At 62.2% G+C, this 24,540-nt stretch carries 21 protein-coding genes; 3 read left to right on the plus strand and 18 right to left on the minus strand.

Annotation, left to right across the window (positions count from 1 at the left end; translation table 11 throughout):
• Nucleotides 1–47: 47 nt before the first annotated feature.
• Nucleotides 48–503 (minus strand): GNAT family N-acetyltransferase, encoded by a 456-nt coding sequence (locus V1273_RS01400; protein ID WP_334408484.1) that lies wholly within the window; start codon nucleotides 501–503, stop codon nucleotides 48–50.
• A gap of 28 nt (nucleotides 504–531) precedes the next feature.
• Nucleotides 532–1,470 (minus strand): LysR substrate-binding domain-containing protein, encoded by a 939-nt coding sequence (locus V1273_RS01405; protein WP_334365909.1) that lies wholly within the window; start codon nucleotides 1,468–1,470, stop codon nucleotides 532–534.
• Nucleotides 1,471–1,573: 103 nt separating this feature from the next.
• Here V1273_RS01405 and katG point away from each other — a divergent pair, with 103 nt between their 5' ends.
• A complete protein-coding gene (gene katG / locus V1273_RS01410) occupies nucleotides 1,574–3,727 on the plus strand; it encodes a catalase/peroxidase HPI (protein WP_334408486.1) in 2,154 nt (717 codons plus the stop codon).
• Nucleotides 3,728–3,808: 81 nt separating this feature from the next.
• On the opposite strand, the gene V1273_RS01415 is transcribed toward katG, so the two are convergent.
• From V1273_RS01415 to rimP, 10 genes are all read right to left on the minus strand, one after another.
• The gene (locus V1273_RS01415) at nucleotides 3,809–4,555 is read right to left on the minus strand and encodes a superoxide dismutase (protein ID WP_334365911.1); all 747 of its coding nucleotides are present in this window, start codon (nucleotides 4,553–4,555) and stop codon (nucleotides 3,809–3,811) included.
• 224 nt (nucleotides 4,556–4,779) lie between these two features.
• Nucleotides 4,780–6,936 (minus strand): polyribonucleotide nucleotidyltransferase, encoded by a 2,157-nt coding sequence (gene pnp / locus V1273_RS01420; protein ID WP_334365912.1) that lies wholly within the window; start codon nucleotides 6,934–6,936, stop codon nucleotides 4,780–4,782.
• 319 nt (nucleotides 6,937–7,255) lie between these two features.
• Nucleotides 7,256–7,525, minus strand: coding sequence for a 30S ribosomal protein S15 (gene rpsO, locus V1273_RS01425; protein WP_028347859.1), 270 nt, complete (start codon nucleotides 7,523–7,525; stop codon nucleotides 7,256–7,258).
• Nucleotides 7,526–7,527: 2 nt separating this feature from the next.
• Nucleotides 7,528–8,682, minus strand: a complete 1,155-nt coding sequence (truB, locus tag V1273_RS01430; RefSeq protein WP_334408487.1) for a tRNA pseudouridine(55) synthase TruB — start codon at nucleotides 8,680–8,682, stop codon at nucleotides 7,528–7,530.
• Nucleotides 8,682–9,095, minus strand: coding sequence for a 30S ribosome-binding factor RbfA (gene rbfA / locus V1273_RS01435; RefSeq protein WP_334408488.1), 414 nt, complete (start codon nucleotides 9,093–9,095; stop codon nucleotides 8,682–8,684). The genes truB and rbfA overlap by 1 nt, the downstream gene beginning before the upstream one ends.
• Nucleotides 9,092–9,667, minus strand: a complete 576-nt coding sequence (locus V1273_RS01440) for a YcxB family protein (protein WP_334408489.1) — start codon at nucleotides 9,665–9,667, stop codon at nucleotides 9,092–9,094. Before V1273_RS01440 ends, rbfA begins: the two co-directional genes overlap by 4 nt.
• Before the next feature lie 149 nt (nucleotides 9,668–9,816).
• Complete coding sequence (gene infB / locus V1273_RS01445) at nucleotides 9,817–12,471, minus strand: translation initiation factor IF-2 (protein WP_334379588.1); 2,655 nt, start codon at nucleotides 12,469–12,471, stop codon at nucleotides 9,817–9,819.
• A 75-nt stretch (nucleotides 12,472–12,546) separates the two neighbouring features.
• Nucleotides 12,547–13,230 (minus strand): RNA-binding protein, encoded by a 684-nt coding sequence (locus V1273_RS01450; protein ID WP_334408492.1) that lies wholly within the window; start codon nucleotides 13,228–13,230, stop codon nucleotides 12,547–12,549.
• Nucleotides 13,231–13,305: 75 nt separating this feature from the next.
• Nucleotides 13,306–14,916, minus strand: coding sequence for a transcription termination factor NusA (gene nusA / locus V1273_RS01455; RefSeq protein WP_334408493.1), 1,611 nt, complete (start codon nucleotides 14,914–14,916; stop codon nucleotides 13,306–13,308).
• 3 nt (nucleotides 14,917–14,919) lie between these two features.
• Nucleotides 14,920–15,678 carry a ribosome maturation factor RimP gene (rimP, locus tag V1273_RS01460; RefSeq protein ID WP_334408494.1) on the minus strand — a complete coding sequence of 253 codons (759 nt, stop codon included), beginning with the start codon at nucleotides 15,676–15,678 and terminating at the stop codon, nucleotides 14,920–14,922.
• 340 nt (nucleotides 15,679–16,018) lie between these two features.
• Between rimP and V1273_RS01465 the strand changes: the two genes are divergently transcribed.
• Nucleotides 16,019–17,089: a DUF2336 domain-containing protein gene (locus V1273_RS01465; protein ID WP_334408495.1), complete on the plus strand. Its 1,071-nt coding sequence runs from the start codon at nucleotides 16,019–16,021 to the stop codon at nucleotides 17,087–17,089.
• 48 nt (nucleotides 17,090–17,137) lie between these two features.
• On the opposite strand, the gene V1273_RS01470 is transcribed toward V1273_RS01465, so the two are convergent.
• The 6 genes from V1273_RS01470 to V1273_RS01495 all read right to left on the minus strand — a co-directional run bounded on the left by V1273_RS01470 (nucleotide 17,138) and on the right by V1273_RS01495 (nucleotide 22,656).
• Nucleotides 17,138–18,049 carry a heme o synthase gene (locus V1273_RS01470; protein ID WP_334408496.1) on the minus strand — a complete coding sequence of 304 codons (912 nt, stop codon included), beginning with the start codon at nucleotides 18,047–18,049 and terminating at the stop codon, nucleotides 17,138–17,140.
• Nucleotides 18,050–18,118: 69 nt separating this feature from the next.
• Nucleotides 18,119–18,526, minus strand: coding sequence for a cytochrome C oxidase subunit IV family protein (locus V1273_RS01475; protein ID WP_334365919.1), 408 nt, complete (start codon nucleotides 18,524–18,526; stop codon nucleotides 18,119–18,121).
• Between the two features lie 9 nt (nucleotides 18,527–18,535).
• Nucleotides 18,536–19,258 carry a heme-copper oxidase subunit III family protein gene (locus V1273_RS01480; RefSeq protein ID WP_334365920.1) on the minus strand — a complete coding sequence of 241 codons (723 nt, stop codon included), beginning with the start codon at nucleotides 19,256–19,258 and terminating at the stop codon, nucleotides 18,536–18,538.
• A gap of 11 nt (nucleotides 19,259–19,269) precedes the next feature.
• Complete coding sequence (locus V1273_RS01485) at nucleotides 19,270–19,974, minus strand: cytochrome c oxidase subunit 3 (protein WP_334365921.1); 705 nt, start codon at nucleotides 19,972–19,974, stop codon at nucleotides 19,270–19,272.
• A complete protein-coding gene (locus tag V1273_RS01490) occupies nucleotides 19,971–21,746 on the minus strand; it encodes a cytochrome c oxidase subunit I (protein ID WP_334379584.1) in 1,776 nt (591 codons plus the stop codon). The genes V1273_RS01485 and V1273_RS01490 overlap by 4 nt, the downstream gene beginning before the upstream one ends.
• Before the next feature lie 76 nt (nucleotides 21,747–21,822).
• Nucleotides 21,823–22,656 (minus strand): cytochrome c oxidase subunit II, encoded by an 834-nt coding sequence (locus tag V1273_RS01495; RefSeq protein ID WP_334365923.1) that lies wholly within the window; start codon nucleotides 22,654–22,656, stop codon nucleotides 21,823–21,825.
• Between the two features lie 527 nt (nucleotides 22,657–23,183).
• Between V1273_RS01495 and V1273_RS01500 the strand changes: the two genes are divergently transcribed.
• Nucleotides 23,184–24,092, plus strand: coding sequence for a DUF2189 domain-containing protein (locus V1273_RS01500; protein WP_334365924.1), 909 nt, complete (start codon nucleotides 23,184–23,186; stop codon nucleotides 24,090–24,092).
• The last annotated feature ends 448 nt before the right edge of the window (nucleotides 24,093–24,540 follow it).

Below are 24,540 nucleotides of genomic sequence, written 5' to 3' on the forward strand. Positions count from 1 at the left end.
AATAAACTAGAGGATGCGGGCTCCGTTCGCAAGCCGAGCGATGGCCTTCACGCCGATTTTCGCCAGCGATAATATTTCATGAAGCGGCTGATCGCCGGTTCGACCTCTTCCTTCTCGAACACAAAGCCCTCGCGCTCGTACCAGCGCCAGGCCTTTTCGTTCTCGCGCACGCAGCGCAGCCAGATTTCGTCCGGCAGATGTTTGCGCGAAAAGGCGAGTAGTTGGCGTCCGACGCTGTTGCCCTGATATTCCGGCGCGACGAACAACTGGTCGAGATAGCGATCTGAAAGATGCAACGCGAGCATCGCCGCCAATTTCCCGTTGTCGTCGGCGACGTAAAGGCTCCAGCCCTTCTCCACCTCCATCGGGACACGCGCGCGCAACTTTGCCAGCAGGGCGTCGCTGGCATCTTCCAATCCGGTCGAGACCCAACTGTCCATCCAGACCCGGGCGATACGGTCATACTCGTCTGGTCGGGCGAGGCGGATGATGATTTGTGACACGGTGATATCTCCCGAGGCGCCTGATGCGTCAGGTCCGTGATTTCCGTGATGACGATCCCGTCTTGCGCTGTTCGCGCAATGCGTCGGCTGCGAGGCAAACCACTTCGGAGATTTGCTGGAGCTGTCCGGCGAGCGGGCTTGTCTTGCGCCAGACCATGCCGATGGTTCGCGACGGCTGCGGATTCCTGAAGCGGGCAACGGAGACCGGCGCCGAGCGGGTTTCCACCGCAACCGCCATTTCCGGGATCAGGGTGACGCCGATACCGGCGCCGACCATTTGCACGAGCGTCGACAGCGAGCTCGCGTCCAGAACTTCCCGCGGCGGCGAGGACTGCATGTTGCAGAACGACAGCGCCTGATCGCGGAAGCAATGGCCCTCCTCGAGCAGCAAGAGCCGCATTTCGCGCAGCGTGTCGTGGCTCGGTACCGGCGTTCCTTCATCCTCGCCCGGCCGCACCAGCAGGAAATTCTCAGAAAAGCACGCGACCTCGGTCAGTGAAGGCTCCGACACCGGCAGCGCAACGATCGCGGTATCGAGCCGGCCCTCGACAACTTCCTTGATCAGCTTCGGCGTTAGCGTCTCACGCACGTGAATGTCGAGCTCCGGATGCAGGCGCGCGAGATTCTCGATTACCTTCGGCAAAAGATAGGGCGCAATCGTAGGAATCATGCCGATGCGTAAGCGCCCTGCGAGCCGGTCACGCGAGGCACGGGCAAAATCTCCGAGTTCGTCGACCGAGCGCAGGATGTCGCGGACACGCTGGACGATCTCTTCGCCGAACTTCGTCAGCGTCACCTGTCGCGCGCTTCGTTCCAGCAGCACGCCGCCCAGGACCTCTTCCATTTCCTTGATTTGCATCGACAGCGCCGGCTGCGAGATCGAACATGCCTCCGCTGCGCGTCCGAAATGGCCGTGACGTGCCAGCGCATCGAAATAGCGAAGCTGTCTGAGTGTCATCTGGATCATCAGAATATCTTATCAGATCGATCATTAAAATCAACTTCACCTGATGGAAGGCACTGCTTAGAGTGCTTCCAATCCGAACAGGAAGCGACCTCAGGAGACAATCATGGATGACAAGACCAAATGCCCGTTCTCGGGCGGCAACCGCGCGCGCACGAACCGCGACTGGTGGCCGGACGCGCTCGACGTTTCGATCCTTCACCGCAATTCCACGCTCTCCGATCCGATGGGCGAGGCGTTCGACTACGCCAAGGAATTCAAGACGCTCGACCTCAATGCCGTGATCAAGGACCTGCACGCGTTGATGACGGACTCGCAGGAATGGTGGCCGGCCGACTTCGGTCACTACGGCGGCCTGATGATCCGCATGGCGTGGCACAGCGCGGGCACCTACCGCATCACGGATGGCCGCGGCGGCGCCGGCGCCGGTCAGCAGCGCTTCGCGCCGCTGAATAGCTGGCCTGACAACGCCAACCTCGACAAGGCGCGCCGGCTGTTGTGGCCGATCAAGCAGAAATACGGCCGGAAAATCTCATGGGCCGACCTGATGATTCTGGCTGGCAACGTCGCGCTGGAATCGATGGGCTTCAAGACGTTCGGCTTCGCCGGCGGCCGCCCCGACGTCTGGGAGCCCGAGGAGCTGTTCTGGGGGCCTGAGGGCACCTGGCTCGGCGACGAACGCTATAGCGGCGAACGCCAGCTCGCCGAGCCGCTCGGCGCCGTGCAGATGGGCCTCATCTACGTCAACCCGGAAGGGCCGAACGGCAATCCGGACCCGATCGCGGCGGCCAAGGATATCCGCGAGACCTTCTTCCGCATGGCGATGAACGACGAGGAAACCGTCGCCCTGATTGCGGGCGGCCACTCGTTCGGCAAGACCCACGGCGCCGGCGACCCGTCGCTGGTCGGAGCGGACCCGGAAAGCGGTGCGCTCGAGGATCAGGGCCTCGGCTGGAAGAGCAAGCATGGCACGGGCGTCGGCGCCGACGCCATCACCGGCGGCCCTGAAGTCACCTGGACGCAGACGCCGACCAAGTGGAGCAATCTGTTCTTCAAGAACCTGTTCGAAAACGAATGGGAACTGACGCAGAGCCCGGCTGGCGCGAAGCAGTGGAAGGCAAAAGGGACGGAAGCCACGATCCCGGACGCCTACGACAAGTCGAAGAAACATGTGCCGACCATGCTGACCACCGACCTGTCGCTGCGCCTCGACCCGGCCTACGAGAAGATCTCGCGGCGCTTCTACGAGCATCCGGACCAGTTCGCGGATGCGTTCGCGCGTGCCTGGTTCAAGCTCACGCACCGCGATATGGGCCCGATCGCGCGTTACCTCGGCCCGCTGGTGCCGAAGGAAACGCTGATCTGGCAGGACCCGATTCCGGCGGTCGATCATCCGCTGATCGGCGAGCAGGACATCGCCGCGCTGAAGGCGAAGATTCTCGCCTCCGGCCTGTCGGTGTCCCAGCTCGTCTCGACTGCATGGGCATCGGCCTCGACGTTCCGCGGCTCCGACAAGCGTGGTGGCGCGAACGGCGCGCGGATTCGCCTCAGCCCGCAGAAGGACTGGGAGGTCAACCAGCCGGCCGAGCTCAAGACCGTGCTGCAGAAGTTAGAGTCGATCCAGAAGGAGTTCGGCAAGAAGGTTTCGCTTGCCGACCTGATCGTTCTCGCCGGCTGCGCGGCGGTCGAAAAAGCCGCCAAGGACGCCGGACTGGACGTCAAGGTTCCGTTCTCGCCGGGTCGCATGGACGCCTCGCAGGAGCAGACCGACGTCGAATCCTTCGCCCCGCTCGAACCGCGTGCCGACGGCTTCCGCAACTTCGTCAGCGCCAAGAAGCACCAGTTCATGAAGCCCGAGGAAGCATTGGTGGACCGGGCGCAGTTGCTGCGGCTGACGGGGCCCGAGATGACAGTTCTCGTCGGCGGCCTGCGTGTCCTCGGCGCCAATTTCGGCGGGTCGAAGCACGGCGTGTTCACCCAAAAGCCCGGCACGCTGACGAACGACTTCTTCGTCAACCTGCTCGACATGGGCACGCAATGGCAGCCCGCCGGCTCCGACGGCGTATACGAGAGCCGAGACCGCAAGACGAATGCCGTCAAGTGGACCGGCACCCGCGTCGACCTGATCTTCGGTTCGCACTCGCAGCTCCGCGCCTTCGCGGAAGTCTATGCGTGCACGGACTCGAAGGAGAAGTTTGCGAAGGATTTCGTGGCGGCGTGGACCAAGGTGATGAACCTCGATCGATTCGACATCGCCTGATCCTGGCAAGAGCCATCCGGAAAACAAAAAAGGGCGGCCGAGAGGCCGCCCTTTTCACATGGGATTTCACTTGGGATGCGCTCAAACGCCGAGTGTACCGGCCTTCGCCGCGGCATAACGCTCGGCGATCTTGGCCCAGTTCACCGTATTCCACCACGCTTTCAGATAATCCGCGCGGCGGTTCTGGTAGTTCAGGTAATAAGCGTGCTCCCAGACGTCGTTGCCCATCAGGGCGCGCTTGCCGTCCATCATCGGATTGTCCTGGTTCGGACGGGTCTCGATCGCAAGCTTGCCGTCCTTGCCCACCGTCACGAACACCCAGCCCGAGCCGAACTGGCGTCCGCCGGCAGCATTAAAATCGTTCTGGAATTTTTCCATGCCGCCGAGATCGCGGTCGATCGCCGCCAGCACCTCGCCTTCCGGCTTGCCGCCGTTCGGACCCATGATCTCCCAGAACATGGTGTGGTTGGCATGGCCGCCGAGATTGTTGCGGACGGTGAATTTGATGCTGTCGTCGAGCGCATTCAGGTTGCCGAGCACGTCCTCGATCTTCGCCGTGCCCAATTGCGCATTGGTCTTGGCGACGTTGTTGAGGTTGGCGACATAGGCTGCATGGTGCTTGCCATGGTGGATTTCCATCGTCTTGGCGTCGATGTGGGGTTCGAACGCGTTGGTCGGATAGGTCAGCGGCGGCAGCGTGAACGGCCCGGTTGGGGCGGCGGCCGGGGCGGGAGCGGCGGCCTGCGCGAAGACGAGACGTGGGGCTGTAGCCACGGCCGCGATACCGGTTGCAGCAAACATCAAGTGGCGTCGGGACATGGATGGCATCGACTTCTCCTGTAAGTGAACTGAGTGAATATCCGTTGGACAGAACGCCGTAGGCCGCTGCGCGCGGCAATGTACGGATGATGGGCAGGATCGGGTTTCGTTTTCTGTCCTCGTAAGCCTGCGACGTAATCGCACAGGTGCTGCCGTCCCGACAATGTAACTCAGGCCGCCAACAAAAAAGGGCGGCCGTTCGGCCGCCCTTTTGTTCACATTTTAGCGATGCCTTACTCGCCGGCGGCTTCACGCGGCGCCTGGCCTTCTGCCTTCTGTTTGGCCTCGAGGTCCTCGCCGGTCACCTGATCGACCACCTTCATCGACAGCCGTGTCTTGCCGCGGTCGTCGAAGCCCAGCAGCTTGACCTTGACCTTGTCGCCTTCCTTAACGACGTCGGAGGTCTTCTGCACGCGGCTGGCGGCGAGCTGGCTGATGTGGACCAGGCCGTCCTTGGCGCCGAAGAAGTTCACGAAGGCGCCGAACTCCATCACCTTGACCACGGTGCCCTCATAGATCTGGCCGATCTCCGGATCGGAGGCGATCGACTTGATCCACTTGATCGCGGCCTTCATCGCCTCGCCGTCGTTGGAGGCGACCTTGACGGTGCCGTCGTCCTCGATGTTGACCTTGGCGCCGGTCTTTTCGACGATCTCGCGGATCACCTTGCCGCCGGTGCCGATCACTTCACGGATCTTGTCGGTCGCGATCTTGAAGGTCTCGATCCGTGGCGCGTATTCGCCGAGCTCGGCGCGGGCGTTGGTCAGCGCCTTGGCCATTTCGCCGAGGATGTGGACACGCCCTTCCCTCGCCTGACCGAGCGCGACCTTCATGATCTCCTCGGTGATGCCCTCGATCTTGATGTCCATCTGCAGCGAGGTGATGCCCTGGTCGGTGCCGGCGACCTTGAAGTCCATGTCGCCGAGATGATCCTCGTCGCCGAGAATGTCGGACAGAACCGCAAAGCGTTGGTCTTCCAGGATCAGGCCCATCGCGATACCAGCGGTCGGCCGCTTCAAGGGAACGCCGGCATCCATCAGCGCCAGCGAAGCGCCGCACACCGATGCCATCGACGAGGAGCCGTTGGATTCGGTGATCTCGGAGACCACGCGCACCGTGTAGGGGAATTCGTGGTGCGGCGGCAGGACCGGGTGGATCGCGCGCCAGGCGAGCTTGCCGTGGCCGATCTCGCGGCGCTTGGTGCCGCCGAGGCGTCCGGTTTCACCGACCGAGTAGGGCGGGAAGTTGTAGTGCAGCAGGAACGTTTCCTTATACGTTCCCGACAGCGCGTCGATGTACTGCTCGTCCTCGCCGGTGCCGAGCGTGGTCACGACCATCGCCTGGGTCTCGCCGCGGGTGAACAGCGCCGAACCATGGGCGCGCGGCAGGACGCCGACTTCGGCGATGATGTTGCGCACGGTCTTGACGTCGCGGCCGTCGATGCGCTTGCCGGTATCGAGAATGTTCCAGCGAACGATCTTGGCTTCGAGCTCCTTGAACACGCCGGCGATGCGCAGCTTGTCGTATTTCGGCTCCTGGCCTTCCGGGAAATAGTGCGCAATCACCTTTTCCTTGGCCTTGCCGACCGCTGCATAGCGCTCCTGCTTGACCGGAATCGCGTAGGCCGAGCGCAGGTCCTGCTCGACCAGGCCGAGCATTTCCTTCTCGATCTCGCTGTTGTCGATGATGGTGACTTCGCGCGGGTCCTTGGCGGCCTTTTCGGCCAGCTCGATGATCGCCTTGATCACCGGCTGGAAGTGGCGGTGACCGAACATGACCGCGCCGAGCATGATCTCTTCCGAGAGCTCCTTGGCTTCGGATTCGACCATCAGCACCGCGTCCGACGTGCCGGCGACGACGAGGTCGAGCTGCGTGTCGGTCATTTCATCGAGCGTCGGGTTGAGGATGTATTCGTCGTTGCTGAAGGCAACGCGCGCGGCGCCGATCGGTCCCTTGAACGGAGCGCCCGACAGTGTCAGCGCGGCCGAGGCGGCGACCATCGACAGCACGTCGGGATCGTTCTCCATGTCATGCGAGAGCACGGTGACGATTACCTGGGTTTCATTGCGCCAGCCGTCGGCGAACAGCGGACGGATCGGGCGATCGATCAGGCGGGAAACCAGCGTCTCCTTTTCGGTCGGACGTCCCTCGCGCTTGAAGTAGCCGCCCGGAATGCGGCCCGCGGCGTAGGTCTTTTCCTGGTAGTCCACGGTCAGCGGCAGGAAGTCGACGCCTTCGCGCGGCGCTTTGGCGGCAACGACGGTGGCAAGCACCACGGTCTCGCCATAGGTCGCCATCACGGCGCCGTCGGCTTGACGGGCGATCTTGCCGGTTTCCAGCTTGAGGGGACGTCCACCCCAGTCGATCTCGACGGAATGCGTATTAAACATAGTGGTCTTCTTTCATGGGTTCACGAGAGAGCGGAGCCCAAAAACACAAAGACCATGCGCAAGATGGCGGGACGCTGATCGCAACATGAGATCAGCACCCGGCGATCCTGCCATGGTCTTTATCTTTCGGATGGCGTCCATCCTCCCGGCAGTCATGGGCACCTTGCCCTGTCCAGCGGCCGGATTGCTGCTGGACGTTTGTCGAGCACGATCCTTGTCGGATGATGCTCCTTGCGCATGATCGTCTCCAAAAACTGGAGTCCGCTTCTTCGGAAAATCATGCGAAAACGCGCGCAAACTGCGCGCGCGCACACTCAAATCAACGGCGAATGTTATGCTTTTCGAGCAACGCCTTGTAACGCGCCTCGTCCTTCTTCTTGATGTAGTCGAGAAGCGAGCGGCGCGTCGACACGAGCTTCAGGAGGCCGCGGCGTGAATGATTGTCCTTCACGTGGGTCTTGAAGTGGCCCGTGAGATTGTTGATGCGTTCCGACAGGATCGCAACCTGGACCTCGGGCGAGCCGGTGTCGCCGGCTTTGGTGGCATTCGTCTTGATGACTTCCGCTTTGCGTTCGGCGGTAATCGACATCGTCAAACTCTCTCATTGCTGCGACCGGGACTGGCAGTCAGCCCGGTCAGGTTGAACACGCGCTTGGGGATGAGTTCGCCATTGCCAATTTCAGCAAGCGCCAAAAGGCGGCCTGCCACCGTGACATAGACTGTGCCGCTACTATTGGGCGCATCCCGTCCGCGCAACAAAACGGCCTGGCCCCTGTGGAGCCTTGCCGCATCAGCCCGTGTGACGGCCAGTGCCGGGATGTCGTCCAGCGCGGTCTCAACGGGCAAAAGCGCGTCGGCGAGGCTTCCCTCGCCAGACGCGGCTCTATTGCATAAAGCCTCCAACTCTTCCAGCGGAATCATGTCCGTCTCGCGGAACGGGCCGACCAACGTCCGCCGCAACGCGCAGATATGGCCGAAACAGCCCAGAATCCGGCCGATATCGCGGGCCAGGGCCCGGACATAGGTACCCTTGCCACACTCCGCCTCGAACACGGATTGGCCGTTATCTACATGTTCTACAAGGGTTAATTCGTGAATCTCGACCGGCCTGGGCTTCAATTCGACGGTTTCGCCGTCACGCGCCAGGTCATAGGCGCGCTCGCCCTGGACCTTGATCGCCGAATATTGCGGCGGGATCTGCTCGATCAGCCCGGTGAACTGGGGCAGCAGGGCCCGGATCGCGTCCGCTGACGGGCGGAGTTCGCTGCGCTGGGTCACCCGCCCCTCGGTATCGTCGGTGTCGCGCTCCTCGCCCCAGGCGACCGTGAAGCGGTAGCGCTTGCGGCCGTCCATCACGAATGGAACCGTCTTGGTGGCCTCGCCGAGCGCGATCGGCAGGCCGCCGGACGCCAGCGGATCGAGCGTGCCGGCGTGGCCGGCGCGCTTGGCCTGGAACAGGCGCTTGAGAATGGCAACCGCGTGCGTCGAGGTCATGCCGATCGGCTTGTCGAGAATCACCCAGCCATGAACATCGCGCTTGTCGCGCCGCGGCTGGTTGTTCTGGCGCGGCTGTTTGGTGTGGCGCGGATCGTTGTTGTCGCGGCGATTACTATCGTCCGCGCGGCGTTCGCCGTTGTCGACGCGGCGTTCACCATCGTTGCGTGAATCGGAAAAATTATTTTTTTCAGGGTCGTGCGAATCGGCAGTTTGCTGCTCGATCGCGCGGTTGGCAGCGGTCGTAACCATCACTTGTCGTCCGAATCGGGTGCGAGGTCTCTTTGCACCGCAGGTGTTCGCAGTAATTTCTCGATCCGTTCCGCTTCGTCGAATCGTTCGTCGACGCGAAAGCGAAGGTCGGGAGCAAATTTTAAGTTAACGCGATGCGCGATCTCGCCGCGCAGGAACTTCTTGTTGCGTTCGAGCGCCGCAATCACGACGTCGGTGTCGCGTCCACCGAGCGGCATCACGTAAATCGTCGCGAGCTTCAGGTCCGGCGACATTCGCACCTCGGGAACGGTGATGATGTGGCCTTCGAGGTCGGGGTCGTGCACGTTACCGTGCGACAGAATATCGGCGACCGCATGGCGCACCGTTTCGCCGACGCGCAATTGTCGTTGCGAGCCGCCGGGAGCGGAACCCTTGTTTTTCCTGGTCATCATGGCCTTGCCCCGGTGCTTGTCCGAGTTTCCATGTAGCGTGCTGCGTCCGCAAACGCATTCTCGGATGTGAAAGCCCGTCGCGGCAGCACAAACGCCTCGGCTTTGCTGACGAAGACAAGAATGCGCCGCGGCGTCCTGATAATGTCCTGGATCCCGGACCATGCGACGACGCCGGAATGGTGTGACATGCTCCAATGAATGCCGTCCGCCTCGAATCTCAAAACGACATCGGCGTCGGCTATCGCCAGCCGCCGATAGGCAAGACGCGCAATAAGCCACTCCAGCAGCCAAGCGAAGATCATCAATCCGGCAAAGCCGGCGAGCGCCAGCGCGGTGCTGCCCAGATCGGGCGAGCCTTTTGTCTTCAGATAATCCAGGATCACCTGGGCGCTGACGATCACCAGGAAAAGCGCGGCCCACATGCAATAGCGAATCCAGTAGGTGTGGCGTCCGAATACGCCGTTCCACGCCCGCGCCCGTGTCGCCGCGAGATAGTCCTCAAAGAGATAAGTATACTTGATGCCGGGCGGCATGGCCGCCTCGGTGGCCTGATGGCCTTCCGTTGACAACATTCTGTATATCCAATTGTCATCATCACCCGCGACTGCGGGTGATCCAGTATTCCGTGCTCGAAGCAAATAGCGGTGACTACTGGATGCCCCGCTTCCGCGGGGCATGACGGTTCAGTTCAAAAATCCCAAGCTCTTCGTAAGACTTGGACTTACAGAGAGCGCTGGATCGTCTCCACGCGATAACATTCGATGACGTCGCCGACACGCATGTCGCCGTAATTCTCGAACGCCATGCCGCATTCCTGGCCGGACTGCACTTCCTTCACTTCGTCCTTGAAGCGTTTCAGCGTCGAAAGCTTGCCTTCGTGCACGACGACGTTGTCGCGGATCAGGCGAACATTGGCGCCGCGCTCCACGGTGCCGTCGGTGACGCGGCAGCCGGCGACCTTGCCGACCTTGGAAATGTTGAACACTTCCAGGATCTGCGCATTGCCCAGCATGGTTTCGCGCAGCGTCGGCGCGAGCAGGCCGGACATCGCCTTTTTGATGTCGTCGACGAGATCGTAGATGATGTTGTAGTAGCGGATCTCGATGCCGTTGCGCTTGGCGGCCGCGGCGGCTTCCTTGTTGGCGCGTACCGAAAAGCCGATGATCGCGGCATTGAAGCCTTCCGCCAGCGTGACGTCGGATTCGGAGATGCCGCCGACGCCCGCGTGCAGGATGCGCGCGGCGACTTCGTCGGTGCCGAGTTTTTCCAGCGAACCCAAAATGGCTTCGAGCGAGCCCTGCACGTCGGCTTTGACGATCAGCGGGAATTCCTTGCGGCCCGCGGTCTTGAGCTGCGACATCATCTGCTCGAGCGAGCCGCGCATGCCGGAAATCGAGGCAGCGGCGTTCTCGCGCTTCTGGTGGGCGCGATAGCTCGTTACCTGGCGGGCGCGGGCTTCGTTCTCGACCACCGCAAGGCGGTCGCCGGCTTCCGGCGGGCCGTTGAAGCCGAGCACCTCGACCGGCACCGAAGGTCCGGCTTCGTCGATGTTCTCGCCCTGGTCCGAGATCAGCGCGCGGACACGGCCCATTTCGGCGCCGGCCACGATGATGTCGCCAACCCTCAGCGTGCCGCGCTGGACCAGCACGGTCGCAACCGGGCCGCGGCCACGATCGAGCTTGGCTTCGATCACGGTGCCTTCGGCAGGCCGTTCCGAATTGGTCTTGAGGTCGAGCAGCTCGGCCTGCAGCGCGATCATTTCGAGCAGCTTGTCGAGATTGGTCTTGTTCTTGGCGGAGACCTCGACGTCGACGACTTCGCCGCCGAACGATTCGACCTGAACCTCGTGCTGCAAGAGCTCGGTGCGCACGCGTTCCGGCTTCGCGTCCGGCTTGTCGATCTTGTTGATCGCCACGATCATCGGCACCTTCGCCGCCTTGGCGTGGTTGATCGCCTCCACCGTCTGCGGCATGACGCCGTCATCGGCCGCCACCACCAGGATCACGATATCGGTGACCTTGGCGCCGCGCGCACGCATCGCGGTGAACGCGGCGTGGCCGGGCGTATCGATGAAGGTGATCTTCTTGCCGCTTTCGGGCGAGGTCACCTGATAGGCGCCGATATGCTGGGTGATGCCGCCGGCTTCGCCCGACACCACGTTGGCGTGGCGCAGTGCGTCAAGCAGCGAGGTCTTGCCGTGATCGACATGACCCATCACGGTGACGACCGGCGAGCGCGGCTCGGTATCGGTGGAATCGTCGACGACGTCGAACAGGCCTTCTTCAACGTCGGACGCGGCGACGCGCTTGACGGTGTGGCCCAGTTCCTCGGCGATTAGCTGCGCGGTATCGGCATCGATCACGTCGGTGATCTTATGCATCGCGCCCTGCTTCATCAGCAGGCGGATGACATCGACCGCGCGCTCCGACATGCGGTTGGCGAGTTCCTGGATCGTGATCGCTTCCGGAATCGTGACCTCGCGGACCAGCTTTTCCTTCGGCTCGTTAGCGGCATGGCCCTTCAGGCGCTGGGTGCGGCGGCGGAACGAGGCGATTGAACGCTCGCGCACGTCATCATTGAGCGCGGTGACCACGGTCAGGCGGCCGCGCTCCTTTTGCGGGCCGGGCTTGTGGGTGGTCTTGGGAGCGGCTACGGGGCGCATGGCGCCGCCGGGGCCGCGCCGAATCTGACGTGGACCTTCGTCTTCATCGGAACCGTCGGCGGCAACGCCCGGGGCACGCGCGGGCGGCACTGCTGCCGCCGGCCGGGCGCCGGCCGGGCGGGCCGCGGCGGGTCGCGCTGCGGCGGGTGCCGGTGTCGCCGCGGGCTTGGCCTCGGTCTCGCCAAATCGCTTCTTCGCCTCGACTTCGGCCTTGCGCTTGGCTTCCTCTTCCAGGCGGTGCCGTTCTTCCTCGGCCTTGCGGCGGGCTTCGGCGGCCTCACGTTCGGCCTGTTCGATGCCTTCACGGCTGGCGCGGCGCTTGGCCTCTTCCTCGGCCAGACGCCGTTCCTCGATTTCGCGCATCTTGGCGTCGGCCAGCGCGCTAGCGCGGGCGGAACGCTCGTCTTCCGTCAATGTTCGCAGCACCACGCCCGAACCGCCGCGCGGCCCGGCACCCGGCGTTGCTGCAGGGCGGGAGAGGGGGGCCTTTGCGGCGGGCGCCGCCTTGGCGGCGGTCGGCTCGGGCGCATGCGTCTCAGTGGCGGGCGCGTCGCCGCCGACGCGGCGCTTGCCACGCTTTTCGACCACGACCTGCTTGGTCCGGCCATGGCTGAAGCTCTGGCGCACGGTGCCCGTCTCGACCCGCGGCTTCAGCGTCAAGGTCTTGGTCGGAACACTCAAAGTCTTGTCGCCAGGCGTTTTGGTATCAACCATTCAGCAGTCCTAATCTCGTTAGCGTTGTGCGTTTTCCGCACCGTCATTGAAGCAGGTCTTCGGAACCAATCTTCGTCAGTCAGAATTTCTGGCCGCCATCCCGGTCTTGTCGTCATCGTCCGTCCGGTATCGAACCAGGATCTGGCAGCGCGACAGGAACGTCTTGCTCGCCGGGCCCGCGAGCAGCGCAGCATGTATCACATTTGACCGGCCCAGTGCCAAATCCAATTGTGCCGAGGTTAAAGCACTAACAATCGGCAAATCCCGCGATTCACCGATATTTCGGCCCCTTTGCCCGGCGATCGCGTCCAATTTGCGGATTCCGTCGGCCGCGCCGTCGGAAGCGTGGACCAGGACTTCGGCCCTGCCCTGCTCGAGCAGGCCCTCGACCTTGGCAAAGCCGGAAATCACCTGACCGGCCTTGGCCGCCATGGCCAGTGCCTCGGTGCAGCTTCGCTCCAGCAGGGCCTCGGTATCGGCGGGAAGGGTCGCCGCGACCCGGACGTCGCGCTTGAACCCTCTGGTAAATTGGTGACGCCGCACCGCTTCCGCAACCGTCCGGCGCGAGGCCGATACCCAGAGGCCGCGGCCGGGCAGCTTGCGTTTCAAATCGGGGATCACCTCGCCCGAGGGGGCGACAACGAACCGGATCAGCTCGTCGACCGGACGCACCTCGCGACTGACCGCGCACATCCGCATGGTCGCGGACTTGTCGGTCCGCGGCCCATGGTCGAGATCGGGGTCAGCCAAAGCAAGCATGCGTGTTTTATAGCTCCAGTCATCTGCGCACGGTCTGCGCGCAGAAAAGAGTTTCGGTTTTGCGGAACACCCGCATTACGCCGTCTGGTCTTCGGTGGCTTCAGCCGTCTCGGATTGCTTGGCGAGTTCGGCCGCGGTGATCCAGCCGGCAATGACGCGAGCCTGCATGATCATGGCTTCCGCATCTTCGCGCGAGATCTCGTTGGCGTCGAGAATGCCGGGATGCTTGGTCGGCTCGCCGCCTTCCTTGCGCTCGGTCCAGCCGACCAGATCGTCGGTGGCGCAGCCCGCCAGATCCTCGACCGTCTTGATGTCGTTTTCGCCGAACTTCACCAGCATCTTCGAGGTCACGCCGGGGACCTTCTTCATTGCATCTTCCACGCCGAGTTCCTTGCGCTTGTTTTCCAGCTCGGTTTCGAGCTGCTCCAGATATTCTCTCGCCCGGCTCTGCAGCTCGTTGGCGGTTTCCTCGTCGAACCCCTCGATGCCGGCCAATTCCTTGGCATCGACCAGCGCCAGTTCCTCGACCGACGTGAAGCCTTCGGATGCCAGCAACTGACCCACCACTTCGTCGACGTTCAGCGCTTCCATGAAAACGCGGGTCGAGTTCTCGAAATCGGCCTGACGGCGCTCGGATTCTTCCTGCTCGGTGAGAATGTCGATATCCCAGCCGGTCAATTGCGAGGCGAGGCGCACGTTCTGGCCGCGGCGGCCGATCGCCAGCGAGAGCTGGTTGTTGGTGTCGGGAACCACGACCTCGATCCGCTCGCGGTCCTCGTCGATCACGACCTTGGCGACTTCGGCGGGCGCCAGCGCGTTGACGACGAAGGTCGCGATGTCGGGCGACCACGGAATGATGTCGATCTTTTCGCCCTGCAGTTCGTTCACCACCGCCTGCACGCGCGAGCCGCGCATGCCGACGCAGGCGCCGACCGGATCCACCGAAGAATCCCGGGAAATCACGCCGATTTTCGCGCGCGAGCCGGGATCGCGGGCTACCGCTTTGATCTCGACGATGCCGTCGTAGATTTCCGGCACTTCCTGCGCGAACAGTTTGGCCATGAACTGCGGATGGGTGCGGGAGAGGAAGATCTGCGGTCCGCGGGTTTCGCGGCGGACGTCGAAGATGTAGGCGCGGACGCGGTCGCCGTTGCGGAACACCTCGCGTGGCAGCATTTCGTCGCGGCGGATGATGGCTTCGCCGCGGCCGAGATCGACGATCACGCTGCCATATTCGACGCGCTTGACGACGCCGTTGACGATGTCGCCGATGCGGTCCTTGAATTCCTGGTATTGCCGGTCGCGTTCGGCCTCGCGCACCTTCTGCACGATCACCTGCTTGGCGGATTGCGCGGCGATGCGGCCATATTCAAGCGGCGGCAGGGTATCGGCGATGGTGTCGCCGACCTGGGCGCCCGGATTGGCGCGCTGCGCGTCCGCCAGCGAAATCTGATTCGCCGAGTTCTCGACGTGATCGACCACCAGCATGTGGCGGGACAGCCGCAGTTCGCCCTTCTTGGCGTCGATCTCGGCGTGAACGTCGGTCTCGCTGCCGTAACGGGCGCGGGCCGCCTTGGCGATGGCGTCTTCCATCGCGGCGATCACGATGCCGCGGTCGATCGACTTTTCGCGGGCAACCGCGTCTGCGATCTGCAGCAACTCGAGTTTGTTGGCACTGACTGCCATGGTCTAGTCTCCTTCGGTAGGATCGATCTCGCCCCTGCGGAGTCTCTCTGCAGCGAGGCGGTGTTTCTTTGTATTCGTCGGCTCCGGCTTCTTGCCGGTCTTCGGTTTCTTGCCCTTCGCCGGATCGCTCTTTTTTGCGTGCGGCGGAGGCGGCGGCACCAGCCCGAGATTCTGCTTCAACTCGCGCTCGGCTTGCTTGCCGCGCCGCATCGATTCAGCGACCAACTCGTCGGTCAGAACCAGCCGGGCGTCGGAGATGTCTTCCATCACCAGGAGCACGTCGGCATCTTCGTCCGCGCGTGTGTCATCCCGATGTAGCCGCACGGCATTGCCTTCGACACCTGCCAGGAGCCCGCGGAAGCGCTTGCGGCCCTGATGGGCGACCGCCATTTCGATCTTCACGAGATGACCGGCGTAGCGCTCGAAATCGGAACGGCGCACCAGCGGGCGGTCGATGCCAGGCGACGAAATCTCCAGACGGTAGGCGCGGTCGATCGGATCGGCGACGTCGAGCACTGGCGACAGCGCCCGCGAGATCGCCTCGCAATCCTCGATCTGCATCGAGCCGTCGGGCCGCTCCGCCATGATCTGGACGGTGCAGCCGGCCTCGCCGGAAATCTTGATCCGAACCAGCCGGTAGCCCATTCCCTGCAAGACCGGCCCGGCAACGGCCGACACCCGCGCCGCCACGCCCGGCTCGACGACGAGACGGGGCTCGGCCAAGAGGTCGGCATCCTCGGGAACAGCAGTTGGATCGGTCATGTCCAGGGTCAAAAGCGTCTTACTTGCATGGGTTTAGGCCGGGCCTAACCGGAGGTCCGGCCGGTTCCCCGAACCGCCCTTGAGGCCCCGTTCTGGGCAAGGCGGGTTCAGGTAATAAAAAAGAGCGGGTCCCGGGGGGCCCACTCTCAATACGCGATCGTATGAGAACCATAAGTTGCCGCGGATATAGCGGTTTTTCCGCAATCCGACAAGGCCCACAATCCCGTTAAGGCCGATTTTGCCAAGCTTTGAGAGCGGGGTAAAGTCTAACCCTTCATTCATGAACGCTGCCTAGATTTCCCGAAAAAACCAGCCAATTTTGGCCGGTTTAGGTGGGTTTATGATTGTTTCACCATCGCTGATCCCTGAACTCGACGACATTGTCAGTCGTGGCGACCCCAAGCGCCGCGCCGATGCCGCGCGTCGTATCAGCGAGCTTTTCCTGCAGGGTGCAGCAAGCTTCCGCCCCGATCACGTCGATTTTTTCGACGGCGTCCTGACCAGCCTCGTTCCGCATGCCGAGATCGAGGCGCGCGCCGAACTGGCCGAGCGCTTGTCGACACTGGCGAATGCGCCGCGTGGCCTGGTCGGCCAACTCGCCCATGAGGATGAAATCGCCATTGCAGGCCCGTTGCTGCGCCGCTCGCCGGTCATCGACGAAAAGATGTTGCTCGAAATTGCGTCCATGAAGGGCCAGGGTCATCTGCTGGCGATGGCGGAGCGGCCGACGCTTTCGGCCGATCTCACCGACGTCATGATCGCCCGCGGCGACCGCGCGGTGGTCAGGCGCGCCGCCGGCAATGCGGGCGCGGCCTTTTCATCGGAGGGCTATTCGACGCTGATCAAGCGCGCCGGCCAGGACGGCGTGCTGACGATCAGGCTCGGCCAGCGCGACGACCTGTCACCTACGCAATTGAAGGAGTTGCTCTCCGGCTCCATCGACGTCATCCGTCGCCGCCTGTTCCAGGTCGTCAAGCCCGAGCGGCAGGCCGATATCAGGCAGGCAATGACCGCTATCGCCGGCCCGTCCGAACGCGAGGAGCGACGCGACTTCGTGCCGGCGCAGCGCACGGTGCTGAAACTCCACCGTGAGGGCGCGCTCGGCGAAGGCGCGCTGCTCAACTTTGCCAGGGCCTTCAAATACGAGGAATCCATCGCCGCGCTGTCGGCGATGACCGGCGTCAAGATCGAAACCCTCGACCGCCTGATCAGCGGCGATCGCTACGATCCGATCCTGATCGCCGGCAAAGCCATCGATCTCGAATGGGCGACGGTGCGCGCGCTGATCATCCTTCGGCTCGGTCCGAACCGGACGGCATCACCTGCCGACATCGAAAGCGCGCGTGTGAACTACGTGCGCCTGATGCCTTTGACCGCCCAGCGCGTCGTCGAGTTCTGGAAGACGCGGTAGCAGTCTCGCCGGCCGCCGGCGTCATTGCGCGTAGCGGCGGACTTCGTTCTAGCGGAGCTGAGCGTAGGGTGTAGCATTCATCAGCAGCACACCAAACAGAAGAACCAGATAGAGTATGGAAAACGCAAACAGGCGACGAGCAGGCCGCCGTTGCTTATCGTCGCTCCGATGTACTTGCCATGAAAGAAAAACCATGATCGCCCCAAGGATCGCCGCAGCCGCGCCATAAATCGCTCCGGCGAACCCCAGCGCCCAAGGTAGCAGTGAGATCAGAGCGAGAAAAACGCTGTAGAGAAGAATCTGGCGTCCCGTTTCCGCCCTGCCGGCTACGACCGGCAGCATCGGCACGCCGGCCCTTGTATATTCTCCGGCAAGATTGAGCGACAGTGCCCAGAAGTGGGGTGGCGTCCAAAGGAAGATGATCAGGAACAGGATCAGCGGTTCGATCCCGGCACTTCCTGCGGCAGCAACCCAGCCGATCACCGGAGGAAGTGCGCCAGCAGCACCGCCAATGACAATGTTCTGCGGTGTTCGACGCTTGAGCCACATCGTGTAGACGACGACGTAAAAGAAAATTGTGAAAGCAAGCAGCGCAGCCGCGGCCAAGTTCAGCAAAGTGCCGAGAGCCAGAACGGCGCACACGCCGAGCATCAGTCCAAAAACCAATGCTTCCGAGCGAGATACGCGGCCGCTGGGAATGGGACGCATGGCGGTACGCGCCATCACCGCATCGATGTCGGCGTCGTACCACATATTGAGAGCACCTGCAGCGCCGGCTCCGGCAGCTATGCAAAGAAGGGCAGCCATACCGGCGAATGGATCGATGTCGCCTGGCGCGACCATGAGACCGACGAGTGCCGTAAAGACGACCAGCGACATAACGCGCGGCTTTGTCAGCGCGACATAATCCCCGACGTTGGCATACCTGCCGCGAAGGAGAATTGAACGATTGATTTGCATGAGACTGATGCCCCCTGTTGCAAGCGGATCGGCGACGCCTTGAAGCACCTCCGCGCGAAGCAAAAATAACTATGTCGGTGACGCGAAGAACAGGACCCGGATGAGGTGCGTGTACTCGGATTCGAACACCATGATGGCCACGAACACCAGCACCAGCACCGGCGGCAGCAGGATCGCATAGGCCAGGGCCAGCCGCTCCCAGGCCATGTGCATGAACACGGCGACGATCAGGCCGGCCTTCAGCACCATGAACAGCAGGATCAGCGACCATCTGAGATAGCCGTGCAAGCCGAAATAGTCGACGAGATAGGAGCAGGTGCTGAGAACGAACAACCATCCCCAGACCACGAGATAGAGCTTGATCGGGTGCTGCTGCCCTTCTGCGTGCGCGGCTCCAGCAGCGACTGCGACTGCCTCATGCGTGCGAGTGTGCAGCGAAGGTTGTTGGGTTCCCAAATCTACCGCCACGTTTGTCATGCGCTGACCTCACCAAAGATAGAAAAACGCAAAGATGAACACCCACACAAGATCGACGAAGTGCCAGTACAGGCCCATTATTTCGACGATCTCGTAGTTCCCCTTCCGACTCGTGAAGAATCCGCGTCGTCCGTAATCAAAATCTCCGCGCCAGACCTTTCGCGCGATAGCGATCAGGAAAATCACGCCGAAGGTCACGTGCGTGCCGTGGAAGCCGGTGATCATGAAAAAGCTGGAGCCGAACTGCGCCGCACCCCAGGGGTTCTCCCAAGGCCGCACTCCCTCCATGATCAGCTTGGTCCACTCGAAGGCCTGCATCCCGACGAACGTTGCGCCAAGTGCTGCCGTAACCAGCATCAGGACTGCAGTTTTGACGCGATCGCGGCGGTAGCCGAAATTAACGGCCATCGCCATCGTCCCGCTGCTGCTGATCAGGATGAAGGTCATGATGGCGATCAGGATGAGCGGGATGTGATGCCCCCCAATCTCGAGAGCGAACACCTCACTCGGATTGGGCCACGGCACGGTCGTGGACATTCGCGCCGTCATGTACGAGAGCAGGAAGCAACTGAAGATGAAGGTGTCGCTCAGGAGGAAGATCCACATCATGGCCTTCCCCCAGGACACGTTCTTGAACGCGCGCTGATCCGAGGACCAGTCGGCGGCGACACCCTTCAAGCCGGCAGTCCGCGCAGGCGACTGTCCATGGGTTGTCAGCGCAGTCTCTGCCATCTGGGTCCTCCCTAGCTGAGCAACCGGCGACAGATGTTGACGAAATCGTCCGTCCAGCCCGTCAGCAGGCCAAGCACGACGAGCCATACCAACAGCAGGAAATGCCAGTAGATGACACAGAGCTCCACGCTCAGGCGTAGCTGGGGCATCTCAGCGCCACGCCACACCTTGGCGGTCGTTCTCCCCAGGGCCGCCAGACCGCCCATCAGATGCAGCCCGTGCGCCGCGGTGATCAGGTAGAAGAAGGAATTGGCTGGATTGGAGGCCACGAAATACCCCGCGACGCTTAGCTGTCGCCACGCCAGCAACTGCCCGATCAGGAATATGATGGCGGATGCTCCTCCCGCGCAGATGCCGACGATTACACCATCCATGTTGTTCCGTTGCACGGATACGTATGCCCATTGCATCGTGACACTGCTCAAAACCAGGACGCCGGTGTTGAACCAGAGCAGTGCCGGGACAGGCAGTGCCCGCCAGTCCACCATGTCCATGCGCATGGAGTAGGCGCTGATGAAGAGCGCGAACAACGAGGTGGCGACAGCGAGAAACACTCCCAATCCGAGCTTCGCCGCCGGCACGGTCATCGCTCCCGTGCCCGGGAAGTCATCGATCGAACCTTCTTCCAGCCAGGGCTTGGCTGTCAGCCGTTGCTGTGACAGCCACCATCCCACGATGACCGCAATCACCGCCATGAACAGGACGATGGCGCTCACGGCGTGGCTCCCTGGAGGGCCCGTGTCGCCGGCGGCTGGTTCTGCGGAATGAAATCTTCCTTGGCGCCTGGCACGCTATAGTCATACGCCCAGCGATAGACCACCGGGAGCTCCTTGCCCCAGTTGCCATGTCCAGGCGGCGTCTCCGGCGTCTGCCATTCCAGTGTTGTCGCCCGCCACGGATTGCCGCCGGAAGGCCTGCCCTTGAAATAGCTCCAGACGAGGTTGAACAGGAACACGATCTGGGCGAGGCCCACGATCAGCGCCACCACGCTCATGAAGGCATTCAGTGTATGCACGGATGGCGTGATGAACGCCGCTTCGCCGATCTCGTGATACCGGCGCGGCACCCCGAGCAGTCCAAGGTAGTGCATGGGAAAGAAGATCAGGTAGGCGCCGAGGAACGTGACCCAGAAATGGAACTTGCCCATCCAGTCATCCAGCATCCGGCCGGTGACCTTGGGGTACCAATGATAGATCGCGCCCAGCACGACCATGATCGGCGCCACGCCCATCACCATGTGGAAATGCGCGACAACGAACATGGTATCCGAAAGCGGGACATCCACGACGACGTTGCCGAGGAAGAGACCGGTGAGCCCGCCGTTCACGAACGTTATGATAAAGCCGAGGGCGAACAGCATCGGCACCGTGAGATGAATGTCGCCGCGCCACAGGGTTAGCACCCAGTTGTAGACCTTGATGGCGGTCGGGATGGCGATGATGAGCGTCGTTGTGGCGAAGAAGAACCCGAAGTGCGGGTGCATGCCGCTCACATACATGTGGTGCGCCCACACGATAAAGCTGAGTGCGCCGATCGCCACAATGGCCCAAACCATCATGCGATAGCCGAAGATGTTCTTTCGCGCATGCGTGCTGATCAGATCGGAAACGATGCCGAAGGCGGGCAGGGCGACGATATAGACTTCGGGATGACCGAAGAACCAGAACAGGTGCTGGAACAGGATCGGGCTGCCGCCGCCATACTTCATCTGCTGCCCCATCTCGACGAGTGCGGGCATGAAGAAGCTGGTTCCGAGGAGGCGGTCGAACAGCATCATGACGGAGGCGACGAACAGCGCCGGGAAGGCCAATAGCGCCATGATGGTGGCCGTGAAGATGCCCCATACTGTCAAGGGCAACCGCATCAGCGTCATGCCGCGGGTGCGCGCCTGCAGCACCGTCACCACGTAATTCAATCCACCCATGGTGAAGCCGATGATGAACAGGATCAGCGAGGACAGCATGAGAATGATGCCCCAGTCCTGCCCGGGGGTGCCGGACAGAATCGCCTGCGGTGGGTATAGCGTCCAGCCGGCGCCGGTGGGCCCGCCGGGTACGAAGAAGGTCGAAGCCAACACGATGACGGCGAGCAGGTAGACCCAGTAGCTCAGCATGTTCACGTAGGGGAAAACCATGTCCCGGGCGCCGACCATCAGCGGGATCAGGTAGTTGCCGAAGCCTCCCAGGAACAAGGCTGTCAGCAGGTAGATCACCATGATCATGCCGTGCATGGTGATGAACTGGAGATACTGGCTTGCATCGATGAAGGAGAATGTGCCCGGAAATCCCAGTTGCAGGCGCATCATCCACGACAGCACCAGCGCTACCAGGCCGATTGCCGTCGCCGTCAGCGAGTATTGGATCGCGATGACTTTGGCGTCCTGCGAAAAGACGTACTGCGTCCACCAGCTTTTGGGGTGATAGAGTTCGACCTCTGCCACTTCGGCAGGCGGAACGTCGACGGTTGCTTCATATGGAACATCGACCATAGAAATACCTCCTCGGTCGTTTCCGTCGGGGGTGAAGACCCGGTCTCACGCGCCCGATCTATCTTCGCAGCGGCACCTACTTGCCGCCTGATCTGTATGTCGCCTTCGTAACGGCGCTTCGGCCTGACAATTCCGCAAACGTCTTCTGTTGCTCTAGCCAGGCGTGATATTCGCTTTCTTCCTCGACGACGACTTTCGCCCGCATCTGCGCGTGCGCTGCGCCGCACAACTCGGCGCACAGCACGTCGAACGTTCCGGTTCGGATCGGAGTCATCCAGAAATAGGTGACCATGCCGGGCACCATATCCATCTTGGCCCGGAATTCAGGCACATAGAAATCGTGCAGGACGTCGACTGAGCGGAGCAAAACCTTGACCGGCTTTCCAACCGGGAGGTGCATCTCGCCACTTTCGATCACGACGTCGTCCTGCCCGTGCGGGTCGTCGCGATTCAAGCCCATAGGGTTCTCGGCACTCACGTGGCGGACATCGGTCGTGCCCATCCGGCCATCCTTCCCCGGCAGGCGGAAGCTCCATTGCCACTGCTGGCCCATGACCTCGATCTCGGTAGCGTTCGCCGGAACCGTGACGAACTGGTGCCAGACGAACAGGCCAGGCGCCAACATGGCTGCGACGCCGACGGCGGTACCGATGCTGAGCCACCACTCGAGCTTCTTGTTCTCCGGATTGTAGTGCGCCTGTCTTCCTTCCTTGTGATGGAAGCGGAAGACGCAATAGGCCATGAAAGCGATCACCGCGAAGAAAACCGCCCCAGTGATCCAGAAGGTTATGTTGATGGTGTCGTCAATGTAGCGCCAATTGGTGGCGATCGGCGTCCACCACCACGGGCTGTAGATGTGAAACAGCACCGAGCCGACTGCGACCAGAAGCAGGACAATGGCGACAATCATCCCTCATTCCTCCTTGCCACCTAAGGCAATGGAGACAAATCAGAGGGCGGAGCTCGCATCTGTCTTGATGGCCGACTGCGCCATCGCAGTGCGTCTTGCCTCGCCCACTTTGACCGGTCGCGACATCCAAACGTGGCGCCGAGCACACGTTACGACCGATTACCATCAAATCTGGGGCGTCAGGAGTGAGGATGGTACGCGTCGGGGCTGGCGTCAATAGATCACTTCAGCGTCTGCGCGGATGCCGCAAGCCGGCCGAGCGTCAGCCGGCACAATCGTTTGAGATGACGCAACGCACCAAATGACCGTGAACGTGCACTGTTCACCGAACCGTGAGCGCTGTTCGGTTCGCTTAGCGCTAAGCTGTGAGGGAGGTCGCGACAAGTTTCGTCCGGCTAAGCTCCTTTCGATGCATTTGGGTTTGCCGTACTCGGCTCGACCGCGACTCTCGCACACCAGGGCGGAGACGCGCATGTTGCGGCGCGTCGTTTCGACCGCCGCAACTGTGAGCACGGGAGGGTGCGTCCATGGCCACTGTCTATTCCGACAACATCTCAAAAGTTGCACGGCACGTATTCGGCGACGCCGCCACATATCCCGTTCGCAAGATCAAACTATCCGACCTGGGCGAGGCGCTGCGCCTGGGCTGGGAAGACTTCAGTGCGATGCCAAGTCACGCGGTCGTCCTGTGCGTGATTTATCCCGTTCTCGGTATTTTTCTGTTCAGGTTGGTCCTTGGCTATTCGGTATTGCCGCTGCTGTTTCCGCTGGCAGCCGGGTTTGCCTTGATTGGCCCCTTTGCCGCGATTGGTCTCTACGAACTCAGCCGCCGCCGCGAGCGCGGCGAGGAGGTCGGCGCATGGGATGCGCTTTCCGTGCTGCGCGCTCCGGCTTTCGGGGCCATGATCGAGCTCGGCGTGCTCCTGCTCGTTCTGTTCGGGGCCTGGATCGGCGCTGCGAACGCTATCTACGTCTCGATCTTCGGCCACGCTCCGGCTGCGAGCATTCCCGATTTCGCAACGCGCGTGCTGACGACGCCGGAAGGATGGTCGCTCATCATCGTCGGTTGCGGCGTTGGTTTTCTGTTCGCGGTCGTGGCGCTGTGCGTCAGCGTTGTGTCGTTTCCATTGATGCTCGATCGCCATGCGACTGCAATCGACGCCATCCGGACGTCGCTGCGGGCTGTCATGATGAATCCGGTTGCCATGGCCGGGTGGGGGCTGATCGTCGCGGCGCTGCTGGTTGCCGGCTCGCTGCCGGTCTTCGTCGGTCTCGCCGTCGTTCTGCCCGTGCTCGGTCATGCCACCTGGCATCTGTACCGGAAAGTGGTGGAGCCGGATCCCAACCCTCCGCAGCAAGAACCCCGCCTGCGGAAAGGACACCGCTACGCCGCGGATTTCCCGGCCAATCTCTTCCCGTGGAGCCGTGAGCGTTAGCGTGTGGCGGTGAAATAGAACGGGGGATGGCGCCATCGAGTGGCCGTCGCCCTTCGAGGGCCGCGCTTTGCGCGGCCACCCCGGGATGAACGCGATCGCGTTCATCCCGGGGTGACGGAGCACATTGATTGAAGCTTGCTTTATCAGGCTCTAGAAATTGGCCCCCGACACCAACAGAACTCCTCCGAGTGCCATAAGGAGAATGCCCGGCCAATTCGCGCCAAGCCCCAAGAATCGCACGCTGCGCTGTGGCGGCTCCAACGTCTGGCGAACCGGTCCGGCGGAATCCCGGCCGCTAAGCGGTCCCCGCCAAATAGTGGTGCGCGCCATATACAGGAGTCCGCCGATAACGAGGAGCGCGCCAAGTCCCATCAGGAACATTACCGCCTCTCAATTCGTCGCTGCCCCGCACAATATGGCGTGGACTCAAGTATCCGGGCTCCAAAAC

Source organism: Bradyrhizobium sp. AZCC 1721, assembly GCF_036924715.1.
Lineage (GTDB): Bacteria > Pseudomonadota > Alphaproteobacteria > Rhizobiales > Xanthobacteraceae > Bradyrhizobium.

Coding starts and splice junctions, on each gene's coding strand:
- V1273_RS01405 (WP_334365909.1), bottom strand. CDS start 1,470: ATGATCCAGATGACACTCAGACAGCTTCGCTATTTCGATGCGCTGGCA.
- katG (WP_334408486.1), top strand. CDS start 1,574: ATGGATGACAAGACCAAATGCCCGTTCTCGGGCGGCAACCGCGCGCGC.
- V1273_RS01415 (WP_334365911.1), bottom strand. CDS start 4,555: ATGCCATCCATGTCCCGACGCCACTTGATGTTTGCTGCAACCGGTATC.
- pnp (WP_334365912.1), bottom strand. CDS start 6,936: ATGTTTAATACGCATTCCGTCGAGATCGACTGGGGTGGACGTCCCCTC.
- rpsO (WP_028347859.1), bottom strand. CDS start 7,525: ATGTCGATTACCGCCGAACGCAAAGCGGAAGTCATCAAGACGAATGCC.
- truB (WP_334408487.1), bottom strand. CDS start 8,682: ATGGTTACGACCGCTGCCAACCGCGCGATCGAGCAGCAAACTGCCGAT.
- rbfA (WP_334408488.1), bottom strand. CDS start 9,095: ATGATGACCAGGAAAAACAAGGGTTCCGCTCCCGGCGGCTCGCAACGA.
- V1273_RS01440 (WP_334408489.1), bottom strand. CDS start 9,667: ATGTTGTCAACGGAAGGCCATCAGGCCACCGAGGCGGCCATGCCGCCC.
- infB (WP_334379588.1), bottom strand. CDS start 12,471: ATGGTTGATACCAAAACGCCTGGCGACAAGACTTTGAGTGTTCCGACC.
- V1273_RS01450 (WP_334408492.1), bottom strand. CDS start 13,230: ATGCTTGCTTTGGCTGACCCCGATCTCGACCATGGGCCGCGGACCGAC.
- nusA (WP_334408493.1), bottom strand. CDS start 14,916: ATGGCAGTCAGTGCCAACAAACTCGAGTTGCTGCAGATCGCAGACGCG.
- rimP (WP_334408494.1), bottom strand. CDS start 15,678: ATGACCGATCCAACTGCTGTTCCCGAGGATGCCGACCTCTTGGCCGAG.
- V1273_RS01465 (WP_334408495.1), top strand. CDS start 16,019: ATGATTGTTTCACCATCGCTGATCCCTGAACTCGACGACATTGTCAGT.
- V1273_RS01470 (WP_334408496.1), bottom strand. CDS start 18,049: ATGCAAATCAATCGTTCAATTCTCCTTCGCGGCAGGTATGCCAACGTC.
- V1273_RS01475 (WP_334365919.1), bottom strand. CDS start 18,526: ATGACAAACGTGGCGGTAGATTTGGGAACCCAACAACCTTCGCTGCAC.
- V1273_RS01480 (WP_334365920.1), bottom strand. CDS start 19,258: ATGGCAGAGACTGCGCTGACAACCCATGGACAGTCGCCTGCGCGGACT.
- V1273_RS01490 (WP_334379584.1), bottom strand. CDS start 21,746: ATGGTCGATGTTCCATATGAAGCAACCGTCGACGTTCCGCCTGCCGAA.
- V1273_RS01495 (WP_334365923.1), bottom strand. CDS start 22,656: ATGATTGTCGCCATTGTCCTGCTTCTGGTCGCAGTCGGCTCGGTGCTG.
- V1273_RS01500 (WP_334365924.1), top strand. CDS start 23,184: ATGGCCACTGTCTATTCCGACAACATCTCAAAAGTTGCACGGCACGTA.